This window comes from Ensifer adhaerens (assembly GCF_002940685.1).
In the GTDB taxonomy this organism is placed as follows: domain Bacteria; phylum Pseudomonadota; class Alphaproteobacteria; order Rhizobiales; family Rhizobiaceae; genus Ensifer; species Ensifer adhaerens_E.
In genome coordinates this window covers 18268-44246 of the sequence record NZ_PNFP01000003.1, presented here as the reverse complement: position 1 = coordinate 44246, position 25979 = coordinate 18268, and the positions used below count along the sequence as shown (strand labels likewise).

Below are 25979 nucleotides of genomic sequence, written 5' to 3'. Positions count from 1 at the left end.
ACGGAAGCGTCGGTCATGTGATGCGAAGGTCTAGGGCGCCCCTTGATACAGGCGTGGGTAAGCTCCTTCAGACGTCGTAGGAAGCCGCCGGGCGACGAACGGCCGTCGGCGTCTGGCATGTCCGCCGTACACTGCGGTGCGTCGGATCAAATCGGTCCAGACTGCGGTATCGGGCAAAAGCCGTATGGGGTTCCTCAGCGACGCTGTCGCCTGTTTTCGGGCGCTCGACGACGGAGAGGCAAAGGCGATCGGCACGGCGTGGAATAAACCCCGGCGCCGCCCGTTACTCCCCCGGATCGGGACAGCCGGTCCAATCTGGGAAAAGGAGTAACACCATGACAAGACACTGGAGTCTCAAGTCGGCCTTCGTCGCAGGCATGGCCGCACTCGTCGGCACAGCTGCGCACGCCAGGGAACATCCGGTTGCAGCGCCCGAAGTCAATCGGTCATCGCACGCGACGACGAGCGCTGGTGACGGCGTCATCATTGTCGCCGGCAACAGCTCATCCAATTCGAGTGCGAACTCGTCGAGCAACTCAAGCTCGAACTCGTCGTCGAACAGTTCGTCCAACTCGAGTTCGAATTCGTCGAGCAATTCGAACTCCAACTCCTCGTCGAACAGTTCCTCCAACTCGAGCTCGAACGGCTCCGACCGGTCGTACTATCGGGGTGCAGGCTGGCGGGCGCGCCGCTGACTTCGCGCAATCGATGACATCACGCAAGAAGGGCGGGGGCCGGATCATCCGGCCCCCGCCCCTTTTTCCCGACCTGCAATGGTTCAACGCGCGGCGCGTGCCCATTTGCGGTACCACCCCTGCCCGGCAATGGTGTTTCTGTAGACCGTCTCGCGCTCCGCCGCTTCCTTGCCGGTCTCCGGCCGGATCTCCGCCGGGATTGCCGCATCGTCGCGGCGAAAAGGAATGACCTGCACGAGCGGCGTTCCCTTCTCAAGGACATAGATGCCGTCCGGCTGCGTCGCAAAAAACGGAAAATGGATGTGGGCCGAGTAAGTGTCAGTGTCGACGACGCCTGCCACGCATTCGAAGGGCTGCGCCGGCCGATTGAGCGGCGGCACGAACAGGCAGCTCCAGCCTGGCGGAGTTCGCAGCGACCAGTAGTTGTGGAACTTGCACGGCGGGCTCGGCTCCTTCGGGTTGCCGGCCACCTGGTGAGCGCCGTGGTTGCTGACCATCACGCGATCGAATTCCCAGCCGGCGGTGACGGTCCGGCCGTCGTCCTTGATCTCGAGGCGAACCGTGGCGGCGAGCGGCAGGATCCAGCCGGTCGCCATCGCGTCAAGAAAGGGCATGCAGCGCTTCACCGTCAGCCCGTTGTTGGCGACCGTGAGGTGCTGCCGGTCGACGGGCGGCAGCTTGCGAAACCAGTCGGGCAGAACGGACTTCGCCGGTTGCGGCGCGGCAATCACGCCGTAGTCCTGAGGTTCGCAGACGAAAGAAATAGCGGGCGCGGGCCGGCGGATCAGGGATAACATCGAGAACCCTCCAGGTTGATACTCCTGGAAGAACGCGAGCGGCGGCCGTTTATTCCTTGGCTGGCGCCGGGATTGAGCATTTTGAGCGGCGAGTACCCGTCTTTGAGCAAGAGCATCGGCCCCCGATGCGGATTCCCCGGCCGCGCCATGCCTAACGGCTTCCGGCAGCGTCCCGTTCTGCTTCTTCCTTCAGCCAGTCGACGAAAGCGCGCACCGGCTCCCGCTTGAGGGCGCCGGGCAGCGTGACGGCGTAATAGGCAAAGGTCGTCGGCCAGGGCCGATCCAATGCAAGAGTCAGACGACCGGCTGCGATGTCGTCGACGGCGTAGACGTCACGCACCAGGGCCAGGCCCTGCCCCGCAATCGCCGCTCGCACCAGCAAGAAATCGTCCTCGAACGACACGCCTCTGCCGGATCGAGGGTCGTCGTCCACACCCATTGCGCGCAACCACAGTTGCCAATCGGCCCTGTCGGAGTCCTGAAGCAGAGGATAGGCCAGGCAATCGCCGGGCTCGCGAAGTGGCGGCCCGGCGGCAAGCAGGGCTGGCGAGGCAACCGGCAACAGCACCGGCGCCATCAGATGCTCGGAGACGAGGCCCGGATATTCACCGAGGCCGTGCCGGATCGCCACGTCAACACGATCCCGATGCAGCTCGACGAGGTTCGCCGTTGCCTCGACGCGGACCTCCACCTGCGGGTAGCGGCTGGTGAACCGACCAAGACGGGGTACCAGCCAGGATGCTGCGAAGGAGGGCACCGTGCTGATCGTCAATGTCGGGCGGGCATTGATCGCTTCCAGCGTCTCAAGACTCGACGCGATCTGGTCAAATGCCAGCACAAGGGCCGGATGAACCTTCGCACCGGCTTCGGTCAGACGAACACCGTAACGCGTGCGCGTGAACAGCGTCACCCCAAGGCGCTCCTCCAATTGCCGGATCTGCTGGCTCACGGCTCCGGATGTCACCCCCATCACCTCGGCCGCCCTCTTGAGGCTTTGGTGCCGTCCAGTCTCGGCAAAAGCCCTCAGGGCAAGGAGGGGAAGAACAGGATTCATTGTATAGTCTACCTAAACTTTTCGCTCAATTCATATCGTTTCCGATCCACGACCGCAGCGATTAATTCTGCTGACGAGGCGGGCCGCAATAATTCAGCCTCCCTCATCTTTAATCTCAAACCGGATCGGATAGCCATGAGAATTTCAACGCACAACAACGTCCCCGATAGACCCCTTGCAGGCGACGTCGTGGTCCCGACGAAATGACGGGCGCGATGATCGACCTCTATACGGCGCCTTCCCCCAACGGGTTCAAGGCCACCATCGCGCTCGAGGAACTTGGGCTCCCCTATCGCCTGCATCACGTGGATCTCGACGAAGGCCAACATCGGCAACCGGAATTCCTCAAGCTCAATCCGCATGGCCGCATTCCGGTGATCATCGACCATGAGACCGGCATCACGCTTTTCGAGTCAGCCGCGATCCTGCTTTACCTTGCCGAGAAGACGGACCGGCTTTTGCCGAAGGGCAGGAAGGCGCGGTGGGAGGCAATCAAGTGGCTGCAGTTTCATGCCTCCAGCATGGGGCCGATCCTCGGCCAGCGTGTGCATTTCGAGATGTTCGCCGATGAGAAGACCTCCACGGCTATCGATCGTTACAGACGCTTGACGGAAGACGCATTCGTCGTCCTCGACAGGCAGCTGGCGAACAATTCCTGGCTTGCGGGCGAGGACTATTCCATCGCCGACATCGCCACCTTCGGCTGGACCCACATCGCTGCGATCTGCGGCTTCACCCTTGCTCACCACGAACATCTCTGGCGCTGGCACCAACAGGTCGGCGAACGCCCGGCCGTCCGCCGAGGCATCTCGCTTCCCGCGCCGGCGACCGGCCCTTGATGACAGATAAGGATTTTTCCATTGAACACTGCAATGCCTCTTACTGCTGACGCAGGACCGCCTGCGGGCGCGTCATCCGAAGCCTTCAGCAACCATCCAGGCTATAGGCGCATGTTTGCCCGGGACCACCTCACCGTCGGCATCTTCCTGCCGTTGCGGTTCTATCAAGGCGACATGGCGGTGTTGCAAGGACAGGCTGATCTCGTCGCAGAGATCGATCGGCGTGGCTTTGCTGCAGTCTGGGTTCGCGACGTGCCGTTGTTCGATCCGGCATTCGGTGACGCCGGGCAGCTTTTCGACCCCTTCACCTATCTGGCCTATCTCGCCGCGCGGACAAAGAGGATCGCACTGGCAACCGGTAGCGTCGTCGTCCCACTGCGCCATCCGATTGATTTGGCGAAGGCAGCAACGACGATCGATCATCTTTCCGGCGGCCGGCTCGTGCTCGGGGTAGCATCCGGAGACAGGCCCGTCGAGTTTCCGGCCTACGGCCTGGACATGGACGAACGCGGCCCGCGGTTTGCAGAAGCCGTAAGCTACGTCCGGCGATTGCTCGCCCCTGGATGTCCGGCCATTCGCTCAAGTCTGGGCACGATGGCTGACGTCGACTTCCTGCCGAAACCGCCGACGGGCCGTATTCCGCTGATCGTCACGGGTTCAAGCCGGCAATCTCCCGGATGGATCGCGAAACATGCCGATGGCTGGCTGACCTATCCGCAACCGACGCATACGCCGGAAGGGCCGCGGCGGCTTGCCCGGAACATAGGCGCGTGGCGCGCGCAGATAGAGGATGGCGGTTTCCGGCCGCACATGACCAATGAATGGATTGACCTGGTCGACGATCCGGATTTCCCAAGGACGCCGCTTCGCGGTGGTTTCGTTCTCAAGACCGGGCGAAAGGGATTGATCGATCTTCTGGGTGAATGGCGCGAAGCCGGCGTCAATCACGCCGCGCTCGGGATGCAGTTCGCAGATAGGCCGCCGGCCGAAATCATTCAGGAGCTTGCCGAAGAGGTCTTGCCGCATTTTCCGTCACTGGAGGGCCCCGAGCCGCTTGCAGCCCAATGGTAGAGAAGGATGAAGGCACGCCGCTGCCTGAAGCCACGGTCAAGGCGGTGTTTGGGCAAATAGCAACGGCGGTGACGGTGGTCACCGCCGGGCGCGGCAGCGAACGATACGGCGCAACGATCGGAACCCTCGGCGCTCTTTCCCTTGACCCACCATTGCTGATGTTCGCGCTGAAGCAGGACTCCAGCCTGCTTCAGCGCCTGGCGGCGGGGTCGCCGATTGGCATCAACCTGCTGGCGTCCGGCCAGCAGGATATCGCCCGCCGCTTCGCCACAGCCGGCATCGACCGTTTTGCGATGACACGCTGGTGTGAGGAGCATGGCCTGCCGCGCGTCGATGACGCGCTCGTCTGGGCTGTGGCTCGCGTGCGCGATCGTCTGGCGCTCGGCGATCACGTGGTCATCACCACCAGGATAGATCATGTCGAGACCAGAACGGGCTCGCCGCTGATCTATTGGCAGCGGCAGTTTGCAAGCCTGGCTTAGGGGATGTCTTCTGGAAGGTCGGCTCGCCGACGGAGCTTGTCCCTTGGCCGGCAGCAGGCCTTCCTCGAGACGGTTCGCCGCTACTCCTCCCGAAAGGCTCGGCTGATCTGATCGGAGAGAGGTTTCAGCAGATAGGAAAGCGCGGTTCGATCGCCGGTCTGGATGAGTGCTTCGGCCGGCATGCCCGGAACGAGTGTCAGGCTGCCGAGCTTCTTCAGTTCTTCTCGCGAGACAGCGAGGCGGACAACATAGTGGGACAGCCCTGACCTTGGATCCGTTGTCAGATCGGCTGGAATGCGGCTGACGGCGCCACTGAGTTCCGGTGTCGTGCGCAGATTGAAGGCCGATAGGCGCAGCAGTGCCTTTTGGCCGAGGTGAATCTGGTCGATATCCTTTGGCAGGACCTGCACTTCGAGCGCCAGGTCCTCGCCCTCCGGCACGATCAGCATGACGGGATCCGCCGGATTGACAACGCCGCCGACCGTATGCACCGACAGCTGGTGGACCATACCCGTTTGCGGCGCCACGATGTCGACGCGTTTCAGTTGGTCTTCCGCCGCCACCCGGCGCTCGACGGCCTCGCCAAGTTGCGCCTGCACCTCCCTCAGCTCGCGACCGACTTCGGTCTTGAGATCCTGATCGATCTGCAGGATCTGCAGTCGCGTTTCGGAGATCCGGCCGGCCGCCTGTGCCTGAAACGCGATCTTCTCGCCGCGCTCGCCGCCAAATGTGGCGACCTGTGTCTTGAGCGCGTTCAGGCGCTGGTCCGAAACGATGCGCTGTTCTCTAAGGCCCGTCAGAACGGCGATTTCCTTCTCGAGCACTTCGCCACCCCGCTGATAGGCAAGCTCCTGTGCCTTCAGTCCCTCGATCTCGTACTGGAACTGCACGATCCGCTCGCGAAGCTGCGCCTTCCGCCCTTCCCTCGACTCTCTTCGAAACTCGAACAGGCGCCTTTCACTGCGGATTGCCGAGGCCACGTCGGCATTGTCGCGACGACCTAGGAGCCAGCCCGGAAACGCGATTGCCGCCAGATCGTCGCGCTCGGCTTCGAGCCGCGCCAGCCTCGCTGCGAGTTCGTCGAGACGCTTGGTCACGATCGCAAGTGCTGCCCGCGTTTGCGTGGCATCGAGCCGCATGACCACATCGCCTGCGCTCACCTCCTGCCCCTCGCGCACGAGGATTTCGCCAACGACCCCACCCGTCGGGTGCTGGACTTTCTTGACATAGCTGTCGACGACGAAGTGGCCGGGCACGACCACAGCGCCTGCCAACGTCGACATCGCAGCCCAGGCACCGGTCCCGCCAACGAGCACCAGTCCTGTCATGAGGCCCGCGGCCAGATGGTTTCTGATCGAACGGGACACGCCGTCGTCTTCGTCAATGCTTGACATCGACATCCTCCGAACCTTGTTGCGCCTTGTCATCCGCGTCCGCCCTTACCGTGTTGGCCACCACACGCAGCGGCGCGACGGCATGGCCGGTGACGGCATAGCTGTTGTGGGAAGAAGGTCCCTGAGCCGGCGCCTTCAGAATGCGGGACAAAACCTCGTCTCGCGGACCGAAGGCTTTCGCCTGGCCGCCGTCCATCATGAGGACCATGTCGACAACGCCGATGGCGCTTGGCCGGTGGGCGACGACCACGGCAATGCCTCCGCGCTTGCGGACCGCGGCAATGGCGTTGACAACGGCGATCTCGCCGTCGTTGTCGAGATTGGCATTTGGCTCGTCGAGTACGACCAAAAACGGATCGCGATAGAGCGCGCGAGCAAGCCCGATCCTCTGCCGCTGCCCGGCTGACAATGCCGATCCCGCCTCGCCGATCCTGGTTTCATAGCCCTCGTCGAAACGCAGGATCAGCTCATGTGCACCGGCGGCCTTTGCCGCCGCCACGATGGCTCCGGCGTCGGGGTCTTGTTCGAACCGCGCGATGTTCTGGGCGATCGTTCCGTCGAAGAGTTCGACACCTTGCGGGAGGTAGCCGATGTGCGGCCCCAGGCTTTCGGGCGCCCATTGATCGAGGCTGGCGCCGTCGATACGGACCTTGCCCGCAGCCGGACCCCATGCCCCGACAAGCGCCCGCACGAGCGTCGACTTGCCCGAGCCCGAGGGCCCGATGACGCCGAGCGCGCTGCCGGCGCCGACGGTGAAACTCACCCCCGTGACCGTCGGCTTCCTTTCGCCGGGCGGAAGGATCGTCAGATTTTCCACCCTGAGCTCGCTTTCCGGTCTCGGCAGCACCATCGTCGACGGGGCCTTCGGAACCCTCTCCAACAGCTCGTTCAGGCGGGACCAGCTTTGGCGCGCGAGCAGAAAGGGCTTCCAACTCGCGATCGCCAGATCGACGGGCGCAAGCGCCCGACCCATCATGATCGAGCTTGCGATCATCACGCCGGCGGTAACGTCCTGCTGGATGACGAGCCAGGCGCCGACGGCCAGCATCGCCGACTGGAGCACGAGGCGCATCGACCGCGACACGCCGCCGAGGATGCCGGCAATGTCGCCCGCCCTGCGATTGGCTCGAAGATAGGCGCCGTTGGTCTCCTGCCAACCGTCTGCAATTCGCTGGCCGAGCCCCATGGCCCGGATGACCTCGGCATTGCGGCGCGCGGCCTCCATCACGCCGTTGCGGGCCATGTTATGGTGGACGGTATCGCGGATCGGCTGCTGGGATAGAAGGTCGGTGACGACGGTTAGAGACACAAGCACAATAGCACCGACCAGCGCGGTCATTCCGATCCAGAAATGGAACAGGAAGCAGATGCCGAGATAGAGCGGCATCCACGGTAAATCGAAGAATGCGGTCGGTCCGTTGCCCGAGAGGAAGCTGCGCACATTGTCCAGATCGCGCAGCGGCTGCAGGCCGTCTCCCGGCATGCGCGTCAACAGGGGGATGCGAACGATCGCGTCGTGGACGCGGCCGGAGAGCCGCCTGTCGAAGCGTTCGCCGATGCGCAGCAGGATGCGGGTGCGCAGCACCTCGAGCACGCATTGGATCGCGAACATTGCCGCCGCAAGGATGCCAAGTGCCACCAGCGTCGGCAGGCTGCCGCTGGCAAGGACCCGGTCGTATACCTGCAGCATGAACAGCGGCGAGGTCAGCGCTAGCACGTTTACAACGCCGCTGATCAGGGCTATCCCGGTGATAGCCAATCTGGAGGCTGCGACAACCGTCGCAGCTTTATGCTGCGACGGCGTCGGTTTGGAATGACCGAACAAGTTTCGTATCCGTGGGTTCAAGCAACGAATTCGAAATTGCCGGCCACCAGATTGGTCTTGGTGACGCCTGCAAGGGTGATATCGCCGAACGAGCCAAGGTTGATGACCGTGTCCGATCCGACCTGGCTGGCCGCGGCATAGACTTCGGCGAAGCTGTCGAAGGCGGTGCTCTGCAACGCGAAGCGCAGAAGGTCGCCGCTGGCGCCGGCGACAAAGCCGGTCACCGTGTCATGGCCGATCGTCGCGGAAAGCGCTCCATCGATATCCCGGTCGAAGACGAAGGCGTCGCGGCCAGCCCCGCCATTGAGCGTATCGTTGCCGTCGAAGCTGTAGAGCGTGTCGGCGAGCACCGTGCCGTTCTGAACCGTGCCGACATTGCCGAAGTAGTCGTAGAAGCCGGCAAACTGGCGCCCGCTCGAATGGGTGATGCCGGTGAGGCTACCACCATGCGAGAGCGAGTAGATCGCCTCGTTGAATCCCGATGCCGCCGAAATGTCGCTGCCGGTCAGGCCCACCGTCAGCCCCGCCGTACCGAGGCTGAAACCGGTTGCGGTCGAGCCATTCAAGTCCGTGCCGAACTGGATGTTGTTGACCGTGCCGGAGAAGCCACCAGGCGGTGCGTAGCTGAAGTTGCCGTTGAGCACCGCACCGGTATTGGAGGCATTGCCGGTACCGGCAGCCCATTGGCTATGTGGTGGCGTCGAGGGGCTGAACTCGCCGTTGCCGTTGTAGCCGAAATTGGCCGTCCAATTGCTGAAGTATGCGACGAGATCGCGATTGGCGAGTGTCAGGTTAATGGTCGCTACCATAGTCATCTCCTTGACTTGAGTGCTTTGTCCGCCAGTTGGCGAACCTCGGATCCACGGCGACATCGCCGCGGAAAGGTCAGGCGACCGGCCGCAAGCCGGACGCGATTAGAATTTGATCGTCAGCGATGCCGTGTAGGTTCGGCCGGGCGCCGGATAGGCGCTGGTGCCCAGCGCCGGCACGTATTTTTCGTCGGTGAGGTTGCTGACGCCAAAGCGCAGCTTGGCGTTTTCGTGGAAATCCCAGGAACCGTAGAGATCGTAGACCGTGTAAGCGCCGTTGACATAGCTGCCAACGAGCTGACCGTATTCCGGCGTGGTCTCCGACACGTATGTGACGCGGCCGCCAAGCACGAGTTTCCGGTCGAGCAGGCGAACGCCGGCGTCCAGCGTTGCCTTTTCTCTCGGCGGCACGAACAGCACCGCAGGGCTCGGCTGCGCCGCGCCACCTTCGAAGCCCGCAGGCAAGGCGAGTTCATAGCTGTTGGCGAAGTCCGTATCGAGATAGGTGTAGGATCCGCCGATATAGGCGTGGCCGAGGTCGTAGCTCGCTTCGATCTCGACGCCGTTCATCGTCGTCGTACCGTCGAGATTGACGAAGGTCGTGTAGACCCGCTGTGCGGGCTCGAACCACATGCGCCCCATCGAGATGTAGTCCTCGATATCGCGGTGGAAGTAGACGGCCTTCATCCGGAAGGTGTCGTCCGGATCGAAGACGGCATCCTGGAGGATGTTGACGCCAAGTTCCCAGGTTTCGCCGCGCTCAGGCCTCAGGCCTGGGTTGGGCATGTTTTCGAAGGGCACGAATGGGTGACCGCCGGAAATCAGCGATTCCGTTATGGCCGGCGGCCGGTAGGTTCGCGAATAGCTGACGAATGGCTGCAGCCAGTCGAACGGCTGCACGGCGATTTTCGCCGAGGGCAGCCAGGCGCCACCGGACTGGTCGACGGCGACGGGGAAGCGATCGTACACCGTTGCCTGGCCGCCGGGGACTTCCCAGCGATCACACTGCGGCGGGATGAACTCGCGGCCAGGTCCGGGCGCCTGGTAGATATTGCCATCGGCGTCGTACCAAAGCCCATTCACATCAGGCGTGCCGTCGCCGTCCATGTCCTGCCAGGCAAGGCAGTTTTGCGGAGGGGTGACGACAATGCGCTGGTTCTGTACGACCGTTGTGCCCGACAGCCGGTAATGATCGTAACGCAGGCCGCCGCTCAAGGTCAGCCAATCGTCATGCTGGAGTTCGGCATTCAGAAAACCGCTCGCCATGGTGCGCTTGCCGCTCGGATTGGCGCCGGCAAAACCAAAGTGATTGTCGGAGCCGCCGGGGATGTCGAGGTTCTTCGTCCGGGTGCGCCCCTCATCGCGAAAGGCCTCGACGCCGTAATGCAGCGCCAGTTCGCCCAAGGCGACATCCACCCGGCTGGTATTCTCGATACTGCCGCCGAAGCTCGTCATGCCGTAGGAAACAGGCTCCTTGCCACCGACATAACCGCGCTGCTCGTCGTTCCTGGTATCGTTGAACCAGAAGCGCAGCGTCGCATCGACGAGATCGGATTCCGGATCATAGGCGAGCACCGACGTCACCGTGTTGTTCAGGTAATGCTCATCGTCGCGACGCGGCGAACCATTGAGATCGCCACCCTGCGCCCCGTCCGCCTCGTAGCGAAGCCAGGACAGTTGGAAATTGAGATCGTCGGTGACCTGCCAGTCCGTCTTGAGGAGCGTGTTCAGCACCTCGTTGCGCGAATAGAGCATGCGGTCATCGACGATCGTATTGCCTTGCGTCAGTTGCAGATCGCCGTCGCTGCCGATCTTGTAGTCGCCGATGCGTTTGTGGCTGACGCCGCCGATGATCGAGAGGTCGTCGTTGAGGCGAACACCGGCGACGGCGGATCCGTCGAAGTTGAAAGCGTTGGTGCCGGTACCGCCCTTGACCTCCCCGCCCCACGACTTGCCTTCCGGGATGATGTCGTCGGCGATGATGGTACGGAAATTCACCAGGCCGCCGAGGGAGCCGGCGCCGCCGACGCCGGGCACCGCCCCCTTCTCCACCTCCACCGAGCGGACGAACGAGGTATCGACGAACACCTGCTGGTAGCTGCCGTGTCCCGCGCGCTGGAAATTCTGGCGCGCGCCGTCGATGCTGGTCGTCACGCGGTTCATGTCCTGGAGGCCGCGAACGTTGACGGAAACTCCTGGCTTCTGCGCCTCGGACCGGTTGGTCAAAACACCTGCCACCGTGTCGAGCGCATCGGCGGCGTTGCGGATCGCCGGATTGCTCTCGATGGCCTCGCGCGAGACGACGCTGACGCTTGACGGCTCCTCATAGACCCAGTCGGGCGTCCCCTGAAAGCCGGACCCTTGGTCCGCGTCCCGGTCGCTCTGGCCTCGCGCGACGATGGGGGCCAGCGACGTCGCTCCATTGGTGACCACATCCAAGTCCACGTTCGGCGAAGCGCCAATGATGGCGGCACGATTGCTGGTAAACCGATGCGAGATGCCGGTCCCCCGAAGCATTTGCGCCAGCGCCTCCTGCGGCGTGAACGCGCCTCGAACAGCGTTGACCCTGATATCGCCGGCGGCAGCGCCCGCTGCCTGCGTCACCTGGATTCCGGCCTGACGATTGAAAGCGGCAAGCGCCCGCGCCAGGGACTGGGATTGGATGTCAAAGCTGCGCAGGCCGGACTGACGAGCGGTTCGGAGCGTCTCCGTCTGCGGCGCTGTCTGCGCGTTCGCCGCAGCGATTCCACACAGAAGAGCAACCGCTCCCGTACCGAGCAAAGGTACAGCCCTGCGCGCCGCCACTCGCTTCCATGTCTTCCTGCCGACTGCCGTCCGGTATGCCATAATGCTCTGGTCTCTCCGATGCCCGGCACCGCTTTCGGGTGCCTTCGATCGGATAGACAAACGGCCGGTAGCGATTTTTCAGTACCGTCGGCGACTTTCCGCTAAATGCTGATAATTACACTCATATTTTTCAATAGCGGCTGAGGATCCGAACGAGATCGGAGACCTTGCGCACCTTGCCGCCATGGGGATCGACGAGCGCGCCCAGTGCCTCATCCGGCGAGCTCAGATCGTAGATGCCGGTGACCCGCCGTTCGGCAAGGACCCCGTCCGGGATAGAGATCCATGCCGAGTGGTAGCGCTGGATCTGCTCCGCGACGCTTGCAACCGTCTGGTCGACAACGAAAAGCCGGCCCTCGCGCCAAGCCCCGATGTCGGCGAGATCCACGGATTTCTGGGTGATCTTGCCGGAACGGTGGTCGTAGGAAAGGACCTCGCCGGGCGATAGCAGGTGCTTGTCACCTGGCGTTATCGCCGCGATGGCGCCCTTGACGAGCGCCACTTCGCTGTCTTCGTCACCGATCCGAACATCGAAGCTCGTCCCCAGCACCTCGACGTCAAGGCCGTCGGCCGAAACGACGAAAGGCCTGTTCACATCACGCGTCACGTCGAAATAGGCTTCGCCCTTCAAAAGGGTCACGCCACGCTTGCCATCGGAAAATTGCAGCGACAGCGCGCTGTCGGGCGCCAGCAGCACCTTGCTGCCGTCCTTGAGCACGACCTCGCGACTGATGCCGGTGCTTGTGCGATGGTCGGCCTTGAGAGAAATCATGACCCCAGGCGCGAAGAGGAATGCAAGACAGAGCGTCAGCGCTCCCCCCGCTACGCCGGCGATCCCCGTCCTTAAGCGCCGGCGTGGCGGCGCAACGCGTGCCGGCTGACCTGCGCGGCTCCTGTGATCTCGCGACAAATCAGTCATGGCTTGCCACGCGCGGCAGGTTCGCTCCCACTCGGCGCGATGCTGAGGCGAGGTCAGCACCCATGCCTCGAAGCCGGCCCGCACCGCCTCGTCCTCGGGATTGTCCCGCACCCGCATCAACCAATCGGTCGCTTCGTCGGAAAGCGTTGGGACATCATTGCGCGCCATAGCCGTCAACTCTTCAAATTCTCGCCGCTTGCGGAAGCGATCGTTCCGAGGTTCTTACTCTAAAACAAACGAGGGGACCGTATTTTTCAGTCTGCCGTGGCGGGATCGGCCGCCCCCTCATGCGCGCGGGTCCATCTTGGCCTTGATTTCGGCAATTGCATCCCTGACCAATCGATGCGCCGTGGCAACCGAAACGCCGAGTTCGACGCTGATTTCCGTGAGGGTCAATCCGTCGAAGCGATACATTTGCAGCGCCTTGCGTGCCCTTTCCGGCAGCCCCGCCATGGCGTCGGCTGCCCGTTTGATCTGCTCGTGCACGAGCAGTTCCTCCTCGGGCGTTTCACTTGGCTGCGAGAGGGCCCACCAGGGGATGTCTCCAGGATGAATCGCGTCATGACGCTTCCGCCTGGACCGCATGTTGAACGACAGGTTCCTGACGATGCGGAACAGATAGGCCTTGGCTGGCAAGGGCTTGGATTCCTGTTCGGGGACGAAGTGCAGATACGCTTCCTGCACGATGTCCTCGGCATCCTGCCGCGAGCCGACGAGCGGTCTGGCGTAGTCGATAAGAGCTTTGCGATGTCGCAGGTACATTTCGTACCGTTCGCTCTTTTTTCCCACACCCATGCCCGTTCGCATCCTGGTACTGACGAAGCTTCCCCGCCGAACTGGTCGCCGACGCTTTACGGAAACTCTCATATTGTCTTCGCTATAAACATGACTAATTAAATCAAGTTAATCATGCAACCGAAGATGCGTGCCCATCGGACGGAGTCGCCCCACTGGGGTCTAGAACCTCCGCTTCGGCGCCGGGTAGCCGCGCCCGCATTTTTGAAGCGCGGAGCCGGATGACACGGAAACCGGGTTCCGATCGTGGCTTTCAGCGCGGCGGCATTGTGCGAAGGGGCCGGCGGGCCAGCAGCCGGATCAAGGGCGATTGCACGCGAAGGCCGAAACGGCTGGCTGGTACGGAGCGGCCCAGGACAATCCGCGGCACAGAACACTGATCGCCGGGGCACTCCGCGTCAAAACGTCAAGTCGTGTCGCGAAGGCAGCCCATGGCATCCGCTTGTCAACCAACCATAGCGCTACTGAGAGCTGTTCGTCGCGATATCCTCTTAAGCCACAGGGGATAGCCCGGATAGGCGAATGGAGATGGTGGGAGCCATGTGCTAGCCAGCGTCAGCTGTCCTCAGACGGGGGGAGGCGGTTAGAGGCCTGGCGCTTCAACCAAAGCGACGGGCCTCGAATGGGGTCACCGATCCCGGAACATGGGCTCGAAGTCCGGCGAAGTCGAGGAGCCATGAGGCGCAGGTCATGCCGGATGGTGCTCGATACACCGATTGGCCTTGAGGATGTGGCCGTAGATGCCGGCCACAATCCAACGCGAGGCGGGCGCTGTCACCCAACCTCTTCTCTTCCGTTCACCCCTGATGCCGCGAAGAGTTCGGCGGGCGGCACAGTTTCCCGCGCCGCCCGCCAAACAGACACGTCGGAATGAATACGTCTACTCGGCCAACTTCGTCCGGAGGGCCGACCAGCCGGCCGCAAAGACATGCGTGGAAATGATCTCCACGTATTTGCCAGCATCCTCCGGTGCCTCGTCGAAAACGGCGGTCCATTCGGCAAAGGTGCGGTTGCCGTCGGTGACTGGAAGCAACCTGATCCCGGCGATGTAGTTCGACACCGGAAATGCCGGTTTCACGAAGCTATAGGACAGCGAATGCTCGCCATCGCTGAGGGCAAGGAGCTGCTCGCGAACATGGGCTCCGTCCTTGAGATAGAAGGAGCGCACGCAGCCGACCTCGGCGCTGCTTCGTCCCTCTTCGATTTCGCTGCTGGCAATGGCCGGGTGCCAGGCCGGCAGGCCATTGAAGTCGCGAACGATCTTCCAGACGGTCTCAATCGGCGCATCGATCACTGCGCTTGCATATGCCTTTGCCACATTTCCCTCCTACTGTTGGATGACAAGTTTCTTGAAGGCCTGCGTCTGCGCGACGAGGGCTTTCTCCACCGGAAGACGCTCCATGCTGGATGCGCCATAAAATCCGTGGCAGCCCGTGCACCGCTCGAGGATGTAGCGGGCGTCCTCCGGTTCGGCGATCGGCCCCCCATGGCACAGAACGATGATGTCCGGGTTGACGCTTCGGGCCGCAGCCGCGATCGCGTTGACCTCATCGACACAGGCGTCGAGCGTAAGCGCGGTATCGGCGCCGATCGCGCCGCCCGTCGTCAGCCCCATGTGGGCGACGACGATATCGGCTCCCGCCTCCGTCATGGCCCGGGCATCGTCGACCGAAAATACATAGGGCGTGGTCAGCATGTCCTTGCTGCGCGCCAGACGAACGAGATCGACCTCCAGCGCGTAGCCCATGCCCGTCTCTTCGAGATTGGCCCGGAAGGTGCCATCGATGAGACCCACCGTCGGAAAATTCTGAATGCCGGCAAACCCGACGGCCTTCAGCTGGTCCAGAAAGAAATCGAAATTGCAGAATGGATCCGTGCCGTTCACGCCCGCAAGAACCGGCGTGTTCTTCACCACCGGCAACACCTCGCGTGCCATGTCCAGCACGATGTCGTTGGCGTTGCCATAGGCAAGAAGGCCGGCGAGCGACCCACGACCGGCCATGCGGTACCGGCCGGAATTGTAGATGACGATGAGGTCGATCCCGCCGGCTTCCTCGCATTTGGCCGAAAGGCCGGTGCCAGCGCCGCCGCCGATGATCGGTATCTTCGCTTTGATCTGCTGGCGAAACTTGTCCAGCAACTGGCGTCTTTCAAACTTCATACGAACTGCCTCTACTGATTTCGTTGAAATGACGAAGGATTTCGGAGCTGAATTCCGGCGCGTTGATCGCGTGCGGCACGCGCACGATGCGGCGCTCGCCGGTCTGCTGCACGGTACTTTCGATGGCGGCGAACAGAGCCTCATCGGCCTCCGGGTCGTGGAAAGGCTGGCCCGGCGCATCGAGCAGAGAGACCCCGCCGGTCGGCAGAAGGAAGCGAACCGGGCCAATGCTGCGGTTCAGGCGCTCGCCGATCCACTTGCCCATCGCGACGTTCTCGTCGACCGTGGTGCGCATCAGCGTGATCTGCGGGTTGTGCACATAGAGATTGCGGTGGCGGTACTTCTCCGGAACCGTGTCGAGGCCGGCGAAATTGACCATGTCGAGGGCGCCGCAGGATCCGACATAGGGAAGGCTGGACTGCGCAAGGAAGCCGAAGCGCTCTTCGGTCGCCGGCAGAATGCCGTCAAACAGCAGATCGCAGACCTCGGTGGTGGTGATATCCAGTACGCCTGCAAGATAGCCGGATGACGCAAGCTTCTCCATCGACTGCCCGCCGATGCCCGTCGCGTGGAACACCAGGCATTCGTATCGGTCGCGCAACTGCTCGACGACCTGGGTGACGCAAGGGGTGGTGACGCCGAACATCGTCAGGCCAAGCGCCGGCCGGTCGTCCTGCTCGGCTTCCCGCCGGTTGCGCACCATGCCCGCGATCGAATTGGCGGCATTGGACAACACCGTTCGCGAGATCCGGTTGAGCCCGGCGATATCCGTGATCGAGTTTACCATCGCAATGTCGTTCGGGCCGACATAGGCGCTGACGTTTCCTGCGGCCACGGTCGAGACCATCACCCGCGGCGTTCCGACCGGCAGGGCGCGCATGGCCTGGGTAACGACCGCGGTTCCCCCGGATCCGCCGAGTCCGATGATGCCGCCGACGTCGTCACGCGACAGGATGAACCGTTCAAAGGCGAGCCCCATGGCGGAAACGGCGCTGCCGCGATCCCCGGTAAAGACGGCTTCGGCGCCCCCCGGATGGAAGCCGGCGACGTGTTTCGCGCCGATATCGGCATCCGCCGAAGGCTTGGCCGTCGATAGATCCACCAGGACCGCAGGCATCGACTGCGCTCTGATCAGTTCGGCCACGTAGCGCAGTTCGTCACCCTTGGTGTCGAAAGTCCCTGCTACGTAAATCGTCTTGGCTATACTCATTCATTCCTCCTCAGGTATTTCTTATCTTTCTCATCGCCCCGCGCAGTCCGAGGCCGATCATCGCCAACAGGGTGATCGCGTAGGGCGCGATGTCGGTGATCTGGTTCGGCAAGCCCTGCCCCTGCAGCCTGAGGCCGATCGCGTCTGCGAGGCCAAAACCGAAGCAGGCGAGCGCAATGCCGAGCGGATGGGCGCGCCCAAGCATGACCGCAACCACCGCGATCCAGCCGCGACCGGCCGTCATGTTTTCGGCGAAAAGGGCGACCGAGCCGAGCGCCAGCTGCGCACCGGCCAGACCGCACAGAGCGCCGGCGAGAAGGACGATTGCCGTCTGATAGCGGTTCACATTCGCGCCCATCGCTGCTGCTGCAGACGGCACTTCACCAATCCCCCGCAGGCGCAGGCCCCATCGCGTGCGAAACAGGTAGATGTTGAGGACGAGCACGAGCAGCCATGAGAGATAGACCAGCAGATTGTGCCCGTCGACGATCGCGCCAAGCACGGGAAGCCCGGCAAGAGCGCCGATACCGAAGCGCGGCAAGGCGGTGACCGCTGGATCGACCAGGGTGCCGGTCACCCCGAAGAGCGCGCTCAGAAGATAGGTCGTCAGCCCGGCAGCAAGCAGGTTCAGCCCGATGCCGATCACGATCGGATCGCCGCCGAAACGGGCGCCGCCGAGCGCAAGCGGAGATGCAAAGATCACGGTGCAGGCAACGGCGAACAGAACCGCAAGCATCGGCGACCCGAAGGCGATGCTTGCCGCGACCGCAGCGAACGCGCCGACCAGCATCTTGCCCTCCAGCGCGATGTTGAAGACGCCTGCACGCTCGCACAATGTTCCGGCCATCGCCGCCAACAGCACCGGCGTCATCAGATCGAGGACCTGCGATAGAAGCATATTGAGCATGGTCTACCGCCTCTTGAAGAACACGGGACGCGCAGCGAGACACAGGATGATCAGCGCCTGCAGAACCCATGTGAGGACCGCAGGAAGACCGAGCGCCCGCTCCATGGAAAAGCCCCCAACCTGAAGCGCCGCGAAGAACGCCGCGGTGACGACCGTCGCGATCGGGCTCGCCATTGCAAGGACCGCAGCCATCAGGCCAGACCAGGTGTAACCCGGGGCGAGCAAGGCCCCGTCGGTGAACCGGTACTGCTGCCCAAGGATCAGCAGCGCGCCAACCAGACCCGCCAGGGCGCCGCTGAGGAACGCCACCCGCTGTGTCTGCCGTTGGAGGTTCGTGCCCGAGTACCCGGCGAAACGCGGATTGAGGCCGGTCATCCGCCACTCGAAACCGTTGACGCCGTGTTTGTCATTGACGATGACGGCAACCGCGACCGCGGCCATGATCAACATTCCGACGCTGATCGGCAGATCAAAAATGCTGTTCGGGAGGCGCGCCGCCGAGGCAACGCGATAGGTTTCCGGCATGCCCGTCGAGGGGTCACGCAGCGGGTAGCGCACCAGATAGGATGTTACACCGCGCGCGATATAGCTGAGCAGCAGGCTCGTGATCAGGAACGGAATGGCGAGGCCAAGCTGAAGCACCGCGGCGATCCAGGCATAGAGCCCGCCGGCGCAAATGGCGGCCATCAGGGCCAGAACGGCCCGTACGGCACCCGGCGCCGGCACGTAGAGCGCAACGAGCGCGGCGGCTAGCCCGCCCACCAGCATCTGCCCGTCACCGCCGAGATTGATGAGGCCGGCGCGAAAGGCAATTGCAGCCGCAAGCCCCATGCCGATCAGCGGGACCGAGCGGCTGAGCGTCTCGTCCAGACCGCGCCCCAGAAGCGCACCGCGGACGATTTCCTGATAGACCGAGATGGGGTTCGCGCCGGTCGAAAGGACGACGAGCCCCCCAAGGACGACGGCGACCACGATCGACAGCAAGATTGCCGCAAATCGAGATCTCGTCTCGAGACCAACTCCTGTCATGCCCCTGCCGCTCCCCCCATCATCCATCTCCCAATGGTAGCTTCGTTCATGTCCTTGCCACTGAGGCTGGCATCGATACGGCCTTCAAACATCACGAGAATCCGGTCCGAAAGCGCCAGCAGTTCGGTGAGGTCGGACGAGACCACCAGAATGGCCCTGCCCTTGTCCCGTTCGGCGATCAGGGTCTTGTGGATGAATTCGATCGCGCCGACGTCCACGCCCCGCGTCGGCTCTTCGATGACGATCAGCGGCGACCCGTGCTCGATTTCGCGGGCTATGACCACCTTCTGCATGTTGCCGCCGGACAGTGATCCGATCGGCACCTGTTCCGAGGCTGCCTTCACCTTGAATTGTTCGATGAGCTTGTGCGCTTGCGTGCGGATCGCCTGCTTCCTGAGAAACCCGTAGCGGGCGACCGCGGCCGTGCGGTGCGTGCCGAAGGCAATATTTTCGGCGATCGAGGCGGCCGGCGCCGTGCCCGTCAGATGGCGATCTTCCGGAACGTATGAAATGCCGACGGCGCGGCGATCAGCGATCGAAAGCCCCGAAACGTTCCGCCCCGCGATGACGACCTCGCCGGTCGAAGCCTCGAGCCCCGCAACGGCCGAAATCAACTGCGGCTGACCATTCCCCGAAACGCCGGCGATCCCGACGATTTCACCCGGACGCACATCAAACGACACGTCGTCGACCACTGCGACGCCGCCTCTGCGCACCGAGAGGTTCCGGACGGAAAGCATCGGCTGCGCGGTCGAGGTGACCTTGGTGGCAACCGTCGGCGGCACGTTCCGCCCGACCATCGCACGGATGATCTCCGCCTCGCTGGTCTCCCGGGTGGTCAGCGTGCCGGAGACCCGCCCGTCGCGCATGACAGTGATCTCGTCGGTGACGGCGATGACCTCGGGGATCTTGTGCGTCACCAGGATAAGCGCCATGCCTTTGCTCGCCAGATGGCGCATTGCCGTAAAGAGACTGTCGCGCTCCTGCGGCGTGAGCACGGCAGTCGGCTCGTCGAGGATCAGTACCTTGGCCTGGCGCGAAAGCGCCTTCAGGATCTCGAGTCGCTGGCGGATGCCCACCGCCAGGTCGCGGACGCGGCTGTCGGGATCAATCTCCAGACCGTGTTTTTCCCCGAGCTGCCGCACGACGTCGCGCGCGGCAGCGGCGGAAACAAACGGCCCCTGTCCCGGTTCGTTCTGGAACACCAGGTTCTCCCAGACGGTCAGGTCGGGAAACTGCCTGAACGTCTGGTGGACCATGCCGACGCCGGCGGCGATCGCACCGAGCGGGCTTGCGAAGTCCATCGCCTTGCCATCGATCCGGATCTCGCCGGCATCCGGCTTGAGCAGCCCATAGAGGATGTTCATCAGGGTCGATTTTCCGGCCCCGTTTTCTCCCATCAAGGCATGGATTTCGCCGCTGTTGACCGAAAGGTCGATCCCGTCATTGGCAACGAGGCTGCCAAATCGCTTCGAGATACCCTTCATCTGGAGCAAGGTCATTGCTTCAGCTCCCGGACCGCTACTGGGCCATGGGGTCAGGCACGGTGATGGCGCCCGACACGATCTTTGCCTGGATCTCGGTCAGCTTGCCGATGACGTCAGGCGCCTTGGCGATCATGCAGCCGGACGCGGCCAGGTCCTCGGACATGGCAACGAGTTCGAGCCCGCCTTCCGCAAGGCCGAAGCTCTCGACCGGCTTGGCCGTGCCTTTCAGAATGCCGTCGATGGTTGCAGGGAGAATGACGTCCACGCGCTTGAGCGTGCTGTCGAGTATCGCGCCGGGCGCGTCGCCGCATTGGTTGACGTCGAGGCCGATCGCCATCGCGCCCGGCTTTTCCGCCACCGCCTTGAACACGCCACCGTTGCTGCCGGCCGCAACGGCGTAGATGCGGTCCGCTCCGTTGGAGAGCTGCAGGACTGCCTGCGTCTGCGCCCGCACCGGATCCTGGAAGGGATTGTCTCCGCCGATCCACGCCGTCGGCAGCACGTTGATATCGGGATTCGCAGCCTTGGCACCGAGTTCGTAGGAATCCGTGTAGCGATGCAGGAACGGAATATCGAGCGCACCGATCACGGCCACCGTCTTGCTCTGCGACGTCAAGGCGGCTTCGGCGCCGGCGAGATAGGCGATTTCCTGTTCGCGGAACACCGCGCAGTAGACATTCTCCGGCGCTTCAGGGATGCAGGTGTCGATAATCACGAACTTCGTTTCCGGGTATTCCGGTGCCAGATCGGCAATGATATCGCCGAATTCAAAGCCCATGACCGTGACGATCGGGGCGCCCATGTCGATCGCAGCCTGAACGTTCTGACGGCGGGTCGACGGATCCGTGCCTTCGAATATGCGTGCTTTCGCACCCTGGGCCTCGGCCGCCTTTTCGATCCCGGTCTTGCCGAGGCCGAGGAACTTGTTCACGCCGATGCGGCTTGGCGTCACCAGGACGTAGGACGTGTCGTCGGCCCTGGCGGACGCCGTCGTCGCCGTAAGGGCGAGCAGGGAACCGAGGCAGATATGCAGGAATTTGCTGGCAGTCGTCATCTTGGACTCCATGAGCAAGTGTGTCGCGATGGTGGAACGCTGCGGGCGCCGGTTCACCGGCGCACCGATCAGTACGGCGTGTCGCCGCCGTCGGCGTTGATCGCCTGACCGCGAATGATGATCGCATCGTCGCTGAGCAGGAACGAGATCGTGCGTGCCACTTCCACCGGGTCGATATGCCGGCGCAATTGCGAGCTGACGAGCTGCTTGAAGACCTCGTCGGGCGCCTGCTTGACCAGATCGCCATAGGCGACCGCAACCTCGCGCAACATGTCCGTCGCCATGCCACCGGGGCAGACGCAGTTGACGTTGATGTCCTGCGGCGCGAGCACCTCGGACAGAACGCGGGTGAAATTGATCATGGCCGCCTTGCTGGCGCTGTAGGCCAGCGATTGCGTATGGCCCTTCTTGCCAGCTTCCGAGGCGACGTTGACGATCGCCCCCTTGATGCCCTTGGCAATCATAGCCTTTGCAACGAGCCGTGCTGCCTCGAACGCGCCATAGACGTTGATGGAGAAAATACGCTCCCAATCGCTCCAGGGGGTTTCGAGCGGATCGACATGGCGAACGATCGCCGCGCAGTTTACCAGCCCGTCGATCGCACCGAGGCGCGCTTCCGCTTCTTGGATCGCAGCTGCGATCGAGCCTGCATCGGCCAGATCGACGACGACGCCAGACAGCACCTTGGAGTCGTGACCCAGGCCCGCAATCGCTTCTTCCAGGGCGTGCGCGCGAACATCACCGATGACGACCGAAGCACCCTCGGCAACGAGCAGTCCTGCAGCCGCCTTGCCGGCGCCGCCGGCGCCGCCAAGCACCAGATAGCGCTTGTTCGCATGCGAGCGCGTTGGCGCAACCGGCCTCACGGCCAACGGGGCATGCTCGCCCCTCGTGGCAAAGGAACCCATGTATCCTCCCTTTGAGTCTCCGCTTGGAAACTCTTCCTCTCTGTTCTCCGGGAACCAAGTTGCTCCAGTCGCGGGGATCTGACAAAGTCCACTTGTCGAGAAGTGGATCACACATGAACAGGATTTCGCCCGCCCGTATCAGCCGGCTTATCGGCAACTGGCGAACCTTAGACGGCAAGGTCAGCGAGCAGCTCAGTCTTTCGATCGGCCGGTTGATTACCGCAAGGGAATTGCCCGTCGGCGGCGTCCTGCCGTCGGAACGGGCACTCGCGACAGCGCTTGCGGTCAGTCGCGGAACGGTCGTGGCGGCCTACGGATCGCTGCGGGACGCCGGGGTGCTCGACAGCCGCCATGGCAGCGGCCACCGCATCGTCGCTGCCGCGGCGCCGTCGGGAGCAGCGCACACGCGTCTGGCCGGAGAGATCCGGGCGCTGCCGCAGGACATCGATATGACCAGCGGCGCCTTGCAGCCCTCACCCATCCTGACCGAAATGCTTACAGCGTTGAAAGGTGCGGACCTTGCCAGTGTGGCAGCAGGCCTCGGCTACGATGCATCCGGCCTACCGGCGCTGCGCTGGGCCATCGCGCGCTATTACGCGGACCTCGGATTGCCGACGCATCCGGACAACATCCTGATTACCAGCGGGGCGCAGCAGGCCGTCTGGCTGCTGGCCAATGCGATGGTGGATGCATCGGACGCAGTGGTGGTCGAGGATCCGGTCTATCGCGGTTCGCTCGAAGCCTTCCGCCGCCGCAACGCCCGGATCATTCCGATCGCAGTGACCGATGAAGGCCTTGATATCGGCCAGTTGGAGAAGGCACTCAAGAACCGCCCGAGGCTGCTCTACCTCTTTCCCGAGGCGCACAATCCAACGGGTCGTTCGCTCAGCGATCGGAGCCGACGCGAACTCCTCGACCTCATCGAGCGCTATCCGACGTTCCTCATCGAGGATGGCGCGCAGAACGAGCTATCGACCATCGCCGGGCGGACGCCGCGCCCTGTGGCGGGACAGGTCAATCCCGACCTGGTCGCAACCATCGGCACGCTTTCGAAACTGTTCTGGGGTGGCTTGCGCATCGGCTGGATCCGCGCCGCGCCGCCGGTCGTGAAGCGCTTGGCTAGCTTCAAGGCGGTCAATGATCTCGGTTGTTCGATGTTCGACCAGCACCTGGCCGTCGGCCTGCTCGAAAGCATCCGCGAGGCGCGGGTCTATCGTCACCGCGAAATTGCCGAGCATCTGGAGGCGGCAGAGACGATCATCGCCGATCATGCGCCGGGCCACTGGCATTGGTCACGCCCCTCTGGTGGGACCGCGATGTGGATCCACATGCCCGGCGTCGACGCGGTGGCCTTGTGCCAGGAAGCCCAACGCCACCGCCTGTTCCTGTCTGCCGGACCCGGCTATTCGGCGCGGGAAAACTTCGGCGACGTCATACGCCTGCCCTTTGTCCGCCCGCTGCAAACCATGCAGTTCGCAATCGAAACCATCTGCAGCCTGGCAGGCGGAAGATCCGCCGGCCAGGGCAGCAGCGCTTAGCTATTGTTCGAGGTTCACGTAGGAATCCGGGAAGAAACGCGGCGTGCACAGGCAATAGAACTCAAGGTCGACCGAGCCCGTGTTTTCGATGCGCTGCGCCGCACCGGCCGGTATCACCGCCTGATCGCCGACGCGAAGCTTCTGCTTGACGCCATCGACCTCCAGAATGCCCTCTCCCTGGCGAAGGACGTACCGCTCGATCACCCCGGTGAGGCTGTGCAACTGGGTGGTCACCCCGACCTCCACCCGTGCCAAGGCGAGTGACGACTCGGGCGACGCATCGCAGTTGTGCAGTTCGGTGATGTAGCACCGTTCATCCGTCCAGAATTCTCCCTGACCGCTTGCAAATACGATCCCGCCTTTGTCTACAACCACGGTATTCCTCCTTCTTGTTACTGGCTGAACAGAACGGGGAACACGTGGATCGACAAGGACCACTTTCTGCAAAGTGGTCCAGTGGGTCACATCGCTGTCGCAGTATCTCGGCGTAGACGGCCCTGCCGGGCCCGTTTGGCCTCATACGGACCGGAATTGCGCGGGCCACCTCGTGCAACGGGACGATCAACGACGTTGGCGATGGTTCCGTCGGCTTACTTCACACCATATCGCCCTGGTATCGATTGAGCGGGATATCCATCCCGGTCGCCATGCGATGGATTTGTGCCATGGCGGGCTCGAAGATCGCATTGCGGCGCTCAAGCTCGGCGTGTTCGGCAAGATAGGCCGGTACGAGCTCGGAAATCTCATCGAGCACGGCCTGTTCATCCACCGTGGTCAGGCGACCGTCCTGCATCACAACCCGTCCGGCAACCATGACCGTCTCGATCGAGGATCCGTTTTCCGAATAGACGAGATGCTTGGCGATGTCGTTGAGCGGCAGGAAGGGATAGTTGCGCATGTTGAGGACCAGGAGATCGGCCGATTTGCCGACTTCGAGGGAGCCTGTCACCTGCTCCAGCATTGCCGTTTTCGCGCCGCCGATGGTCGCCATGGCGAGAATCTCGTCCGCCTTCAGCCATCTCTCATAGTTGGGACCGGCAGCACTGTGAACGAGACCGGCGACGCGCATGACGTCGAAGATGCGAGACGTATCGTTCGACGAAACGCCATCGGTGCCGAGACCGACCGTGACACCGGCATCGAGCAGGCGGCGGATCGGCGCGATCCCCGCCCCAAGCTTCAGGTTCGAGACGGCATTGTGGGCGGTGGAGACGCCCGCCTGCCCCATCAACTCGATGTCCTCGTTGCTGACCCAAACCGAGTGCGCAATGGTCGTGTTGCGTTTCAGAAGCCCGAGGTCGTGCATGTAGGTGATCAACGACTTGCCGTGTCGAACGAGCCCTGTCACCGCCTGCGTCTTGGTCTCAAGCACATGCGTGTGAAACGGCACATGGTTTTCCACCGCCAGGTCCATGCAAGCCGCCATCAGATCCGGCGTGCAGCGCTGCGGCGCCGACGGGGCGATCATGAACCGCAGGCGACCAGACATGCCGTGCAGGCTGGAAAAGGCAGCCCGGCAATAATCCGCATAGGCTGCTGCCGACATCGGCGGACCGAAATCGAGCAGATCCTGCAAGTCCGTTGGCATCACCTCACGCGCGAAAGGCAGCGCATCGAGCGTATGCACGTTCATCGCTGCGCTTGAGACATTGGCGCGGATGCCGGCATCGTCATAGGCGCGAAATACGGTGGCAAGCCGGTCGAGATCGTGCCGCGGCGGGTCGAAGAAATCGTCACAAAGCGTCGTGACGCCGTTGCGCAGAGATTCCATCGCCAGCAACAGGCTGCGCAGGTAAAGCAGGCGCTCGCCGATCGGGTCATTCATCAAAAGGGGATAGGCATAGAGCAGCCAGAGTTCGAGCGGCATGCGCTCATAGCGCCCCCGCAAGAATGTCTCGCTGGAATGCGTATGGGCATTGACCAGACCTGGCATCACCAGCTTGCCGCGCCCTTCGATGATATGAGCGTCGGGTGCTGCGGCAAGGCCCGGGCCGATGGATCTGATCTCGGTGCCTTCGATCAGAATGTCAGCGGCAAATGGCGTTGCGCCGTGAGTGCGGTCCATCGCAACCACTGTCGCATTGCGGATGAGAATTTCGCGCATGACTACGTCCCGGAAATGATTGAACGATCCGATGATGGTGCCCGCAGCCACATC

Annotated in this window: 23 protein-coding genes and 1 pseudogene; 4 read left to right on the top strand and 20 right to left on the bottom strand. The window is 63.0% G+C overall.

Annotated elements, in window-relative coordinates; genetic code table 11:
- Positions 1–283: 283 nt before the first annotated feature.
- The 3 genes from C1A35_RS35800 to gcvA all read right to left on the bottom strand — a co-directional run bounded on the left by C1A35_RS35800 (position 284) and on the right by gcvA (position 2546).
- Positions 284–631 (bottom strand): hypothetical protein, encoded by a 348-nt coding sequence (locus C1A35_RS35800; RefSeq protein WP_158664994.1) that lies wholly within the window; start codon positions 629–631, stop codon positions 284–286.
- A gap of 147 nt (positions 632–778) precedes the next feature.
- A complete protein-coding gene (locus tag C1A35_RS06305) occupies positions 779–1492 on the bottom strand; it encodes a DUF6065 family protein (protein WP_104663506.1) in 714 nt (237 codons plus the stop codon).
- Positions 1493–1643: 151 nt separating this feature from the next.
- On the bottom strand, positions 1644–2546 hold the full coding sequence (gcvA, locus tag C1A35_RS06300; RefSeq protein ID WP_104663505.1) for a transcriptional regulator GcvA: 903 nt from the start codon (positions 2544–2546) through the stop codon (positions 1644–1646).
- Between the two features lie 215 nt (positions 2547–2761).
- Here gcvA and C1A35_RS06295 point away from each other — a divergent pair, with 215 nt between their 5' ends.
- The 3 genes from C1A35_RS06295 to C1A35_RS06285 all read left to right on the top strand — a co-directional run bounded on the left by C1A35_RS06295 (position 2762) and on the right by C1A35_RS06285 (position 4938).
- Positions 2762–3385 (top strand): glutathione S-transferase family protein, encoded by a 624-nt coding sequence (locus tag C1A35_RS06295; RefSeq protein WP_104663914.1) that lies wholly within the window; start codon positions 2762–2764, stop codon positions 3383–3385.
- Between the two features lie 111 nt (positions 3386–3496).
- Positions 3497–4456 carry an LLM class oxidoreductase gene (locus C1A35_RS06290; RefSeq protein WP_234822806.1) on the top strand — a complete coding sequence of 320 codons (960 nt, stop codon included), beginning with the start codon at positions 3497–3499 and terminating at the stop codon, positions 4454–4456.
- Positions 4450–4938: a flavin reductase family protein gene (locus C1A35_RS06285; RefSeq protein WP_104663503.1), complete on the top strand. Its 489-nt coding sequence runs from the start codon at positions 4450–4452 to the stop codon at positions 4936–4938. The genes C1A35_RS06290 and C1A35_RS06285 overlap by 7 nt, the downstream gene beginning before the upstream one ends.
- Before the next feature lie 80 nt (positions 4939–5018).
- On the opposite strand, the gene C1A35_RS06280 is transcribed toward C1A35_RS06285, so the two are convergent.
- The 15 genes and pseudogenes from C1A35_RS06280 to C1A35_RS06215 form a co-directional block, all read right to left on the bottom strand.
- Positions 5019–6332 carry an HlyD family type I secretion periplasmic adaptor subunit gene (locus C1A35_RS06280; RefSeq protein WP_104663502.1) on the bottom strand — a complete coding sequence of 438 codons (1314 nt, stop codon included), beginning with the start codon at positions 6330–6332 and terminating at the stop codon, positions 5019–5021.
- Entirely contained in the window at positions 6319–8157 is a 1839-nt protein-coding gene (locus tag C1A35_RS06275; RefSeq protein WP_104663501.1) for a type I secretion system permease/ATPase, read from the bottom strand. Before C1A35_RS06275 ends, C1A35_RS06280 begins: the two co-directional genes overlap by 14 nt.
- Positions 8158–8174: 17 nt before the next feature.
- On the bottom strand, positions 8175–8966 hold the full coding sequence (locus C1A35_RS06270; protein WP_104663500.1) for a hemolysin: 792 nt from the start codon (positions 8964–8966) through the stop codon (positions 8175–8177).
- 105 nt (positions 8967–9071) lie between these two features.
- Entirely contained in the window at positions 9072–11570 is a 2499-nt protein-coding gene (locus C1A35_RS06265) for a TonB-dependent receptor (protein WP_234822805.1), read from the bottom strand.
- Positions 11571–11943: 373 nt separating this feature from the next.
- Entirely contained in the window at positions 11944–12585 is a 642-nt protein-coding gene (locus C1A35_RS06260; RefSeq protein WP_234822799.1) for a FecR family protein, read from the bottom strand.
- A gap of 171 nt (positions 12586–12756) precedes the next feature.
- Positions 12757–12900 (bottom strand): annotated as a pseudogene (locus tag C1A35_RS37250) (FecR/PupR family sigma factor regulator); the annotation flags it as partial.
- 117 nt (positions 12901–13017) lie between these two features.
- On the bottom strand, positions 13018–13527 hold the full coding sequence (locus C1A35_RS06255; protein ID WP_199772874.1) for an RNA polymerase sigma factor: 510 nt from the start codon (positions 13525–13527) through the stop codon (positions 13018–13020).
- An 880-nt stretch (positions 13528–14407) separates the two neighbouring features.
- Positions 14408–14845: an SRPBCC family protein gene (locus tag C1A35_RS06250; RefSeq protein WP_104663496.1), complete on the bottom strand. Its 438-nt coding sequence runs from the start codon at positions 14843–14845 to the stop codon at positions 14408–14410.
- 9 nt (positions 14846–14854) lie between these two features.
- On the bottom strand, positions 14855–15688 hold the full coding sequence (locus C1A35_RS06245) for a phosphoenolpyruvate hydrolase family protein (protein WP_104663495.1): 834 nt from the start codon (positions 15686–15688) through the stop codon (positions 14855–14857).
- Positions 15678–16898, bottom strand: coding sequence for a Tm-1-like ATP-binding domain-containing protein (locus tag C1A35_RS06240; protein WP_104663494.1), 1221 nt, complete (start codon positions 16896–16898; stop codon positions 15678–15680). The genes C1A35_RS06245 and C1A35_RS06240 overlap by 11 nt, the downstream gene beginning before the upstream one ends.
- A gap of 10 nt (positions 16899–16908) precedes the next feature.
- Positions 16909–17805 (bottom strand): ABC transporter permease, encoded by an 897-nt coding sequence (locus C1A35_RS06235; protein WP_104663493.1) that lies wholly within the window; start codon positions 17803–17805, stop codon positions 16909–16911.
- 3 nt (positions 17806–17808) lie between these two features.
- Entirely contained in the window at positions 17809–18834 is a 1026-nt protein-coding gene (locus C1A35_RS06230) for an ABC transporter permease (protein WP_104663492.1), read from the bottom strand.
- The gene (locus tag C1A35_RS06225) at positions 18831–20336 is read right to left on the bottom strand and encodes an ABC transporter ATP-binding protein (RefSeq protein WP_104663491.1); all 1506 of its coding nucleotides are present in this window, start codon (positions 20334–20336) and stop codon (positions 18831–18833) included. The genes C1A35_RS06230 and C1A35_RS06225 overlap by 4 nt, the downstream gene beginning before the upstream one ends.
- Before the next feature lie 19 nt (positions 20337–20355).
- Positions 20356–21375, bottom strand: a complete 1020-nt coding sequence (locus tag C1A35_RS06220) for a BMP family ABC transporter substrate-binding protein (protein ID WP_158664993.1) — start codon at positions 21373–21375, stop codon at positions 20356–20358.
- A gap of 68 nt (positions 21376–21443) precedes the next feature.
- Positions 21444–22283, bottom strand: coding sequence for an SDR family NAD(P)-dependent oxidoreductase (locus tag C1A35_RS06215; protein WP_104663489.1), 840 nt, complete (start codon positions 22281–22283; stop codon positions 21444–21446).
- 113 nt (positions 22284–22396) lie between these two features.
- On the opposite strand from C1A35_RS06215, the gene yczR reads away from it, so the two are divergent.
- The gene (yczR, locus tag C1A35_RS06210; RefSeq protein WP_104663488.1) at positions 22397–23821 is read left to right on the top strand and encodes a MocR-like transcription factor YczR; all 1425 of its coding nucleotides are present in this window, start codon (positions 22397–22399) and stop codon (positions 23819–23821) included.
- Here yczR and C1A35_RS06205 read toward each other — a convergent pair whose 3' ends face one another.
- The gene (locus C1A35_RS06205) at positions 23822–24196 is read right to left on the bottom strand and encodes a cupin domain-containing protein (RefSeq protein ID WP_234822792.1); all 375 of its coding nucleotides are present in this window, start codon (positions 24194–24196) and stop codon (positions 23822–23824) included.
- Positions 24197–24416: 220 nt separating this feature from the next.
- A complete protein-coding gene (locus C1A35_RS06200) occupies positions 24417–25925 on the bottom strand; it encodes an amidohydrolase family protein (protein WP_104663912.1) in 1509 nt (502 codons plus the stop codon).
- Positions 25926–25979: the final 54 nt, after the last annotated feature.

Coding starts and splice junctions, on each gene's coding strand:
- C1A35_RS06305 (WP_104663506.1), bottom strand. CDS start 1,492: ATGTTATCCCTGATCCGCCGGCCCGCGCCCGCTATTTCTTTCGTCTGC.
- yczR (WP_104663488.1), top strand. CDS start 22,397: ATGAACAGGATTTCGCCCGCCCGTATCAGCCGGCTTATCGGCAACTGG.
- C1A35_RS06285 (WP_104663503.1), top strand. CDS start 4,450: ATGGTAGAGAAGGATGAAGGCACGCCGCTGCCTGAAGCCACGGTCAAG.
- C1A35_RS06255 (WP_199772874.1), bottom strand. CDS start 13,527: ATGGGTGTGGGAAAAAAGAGCGAACGGTACGAAATGTACCTGCGACAT.
- C1A35_RS06295 (WP_104663914.1), top strand. CDS start 2,762: ATGATCGACCTCTATACGGCGCCTTCCCCCAACGGGTTCAAGGCCACC.
- C1A35_RS06220 (WP_158664993.1), bottom strand. CDS start 21,375: ATGACGACTGCCAGCAAATTCCTGCATATCTGCCTCGGTTCCCTGCTC.
- C1A35_RS06200 (WP_104663912.1), bottom strand. CDS start 25,925: ATGCGCGAAATTCTCATCCGCAATGCGACAGTGGTTGCGATGGACCGC.
- C1A35_RS06240 (WP_104663494.1), bottom strand. CDS start 16,898: ATGAGTATAGCCAAGACGATTTACGTAGCAGGGACTTTCGACACCAAG.
- C1A35_RS06270 (WP_104663500.1), bottom strand. CDS start 8,966: ATGGTAGCGACCATTAACCTGACACTCGCCAATCGCGATCTCGTCGCA.
- C1A35_RS06280 (WP_104663502.1), bottom strand. CDS start 6,332: ATGTCAAGCATTGACGAAGACGACGGCGTGTCCCGTTCGATCAGAAAC.
- C1A35_RS06260 (WP_234822799.1), bottom strand. CDS start 12,585: ATGATTTCTCTCAAGGCCGACCATCGCACAAGCACCGGCATCAGTCGC.
- C1A35_RS06215 (WP_104663489.1), bottom strand. CDS start 22,283: ATGGGTTCCTTTGCCACGAGGGGCGAGCATGCCCCGTTGGCCGTGAGG.
- C1A35_RS06225 (WP_104663491.1), bottom strand. CDS start 20,336: ATGACCTTGCTCCAGATGAAGGGTATCTCGAAGCGATTTGGCAGCCTC.
- gcvA (WP_104663505.1), bottom strand. CDS start 2,546: ATGAATCCTGTTCTTCCCCTCCTTGCCCTGAGGGCTTTTGCCGAGACT.
- C1A35_RS06290 (WP_234822806.1), top strand. CDS start 3,497: ATGTTTGCCCGGGACCACCTCACCGTCGGCATCTTCCTGCCGTTGCGG.
- C1A35_RS06235 (WP_104663493.1), bottom strand. CDS start 17,805: ATGCTCAATATGCTTCTATCGCAGGTCCTCGATCTGATGACGCCGGTG.
- C1A35_RS06230 (WP_104663492.1), bottom strand. CDS start 18,834: ATGACAGGAGTTGGTCTCGAGACGAGATCTCGATTTGCGGCAATCTTG.
- C1A35_RS06245 (WP_104663495.1), bottom strand. CDS start 15,688: ATGAAGTTTGAAAGACGCCAGTTGCTGGACAAGTTTCGCCAGCAGATC.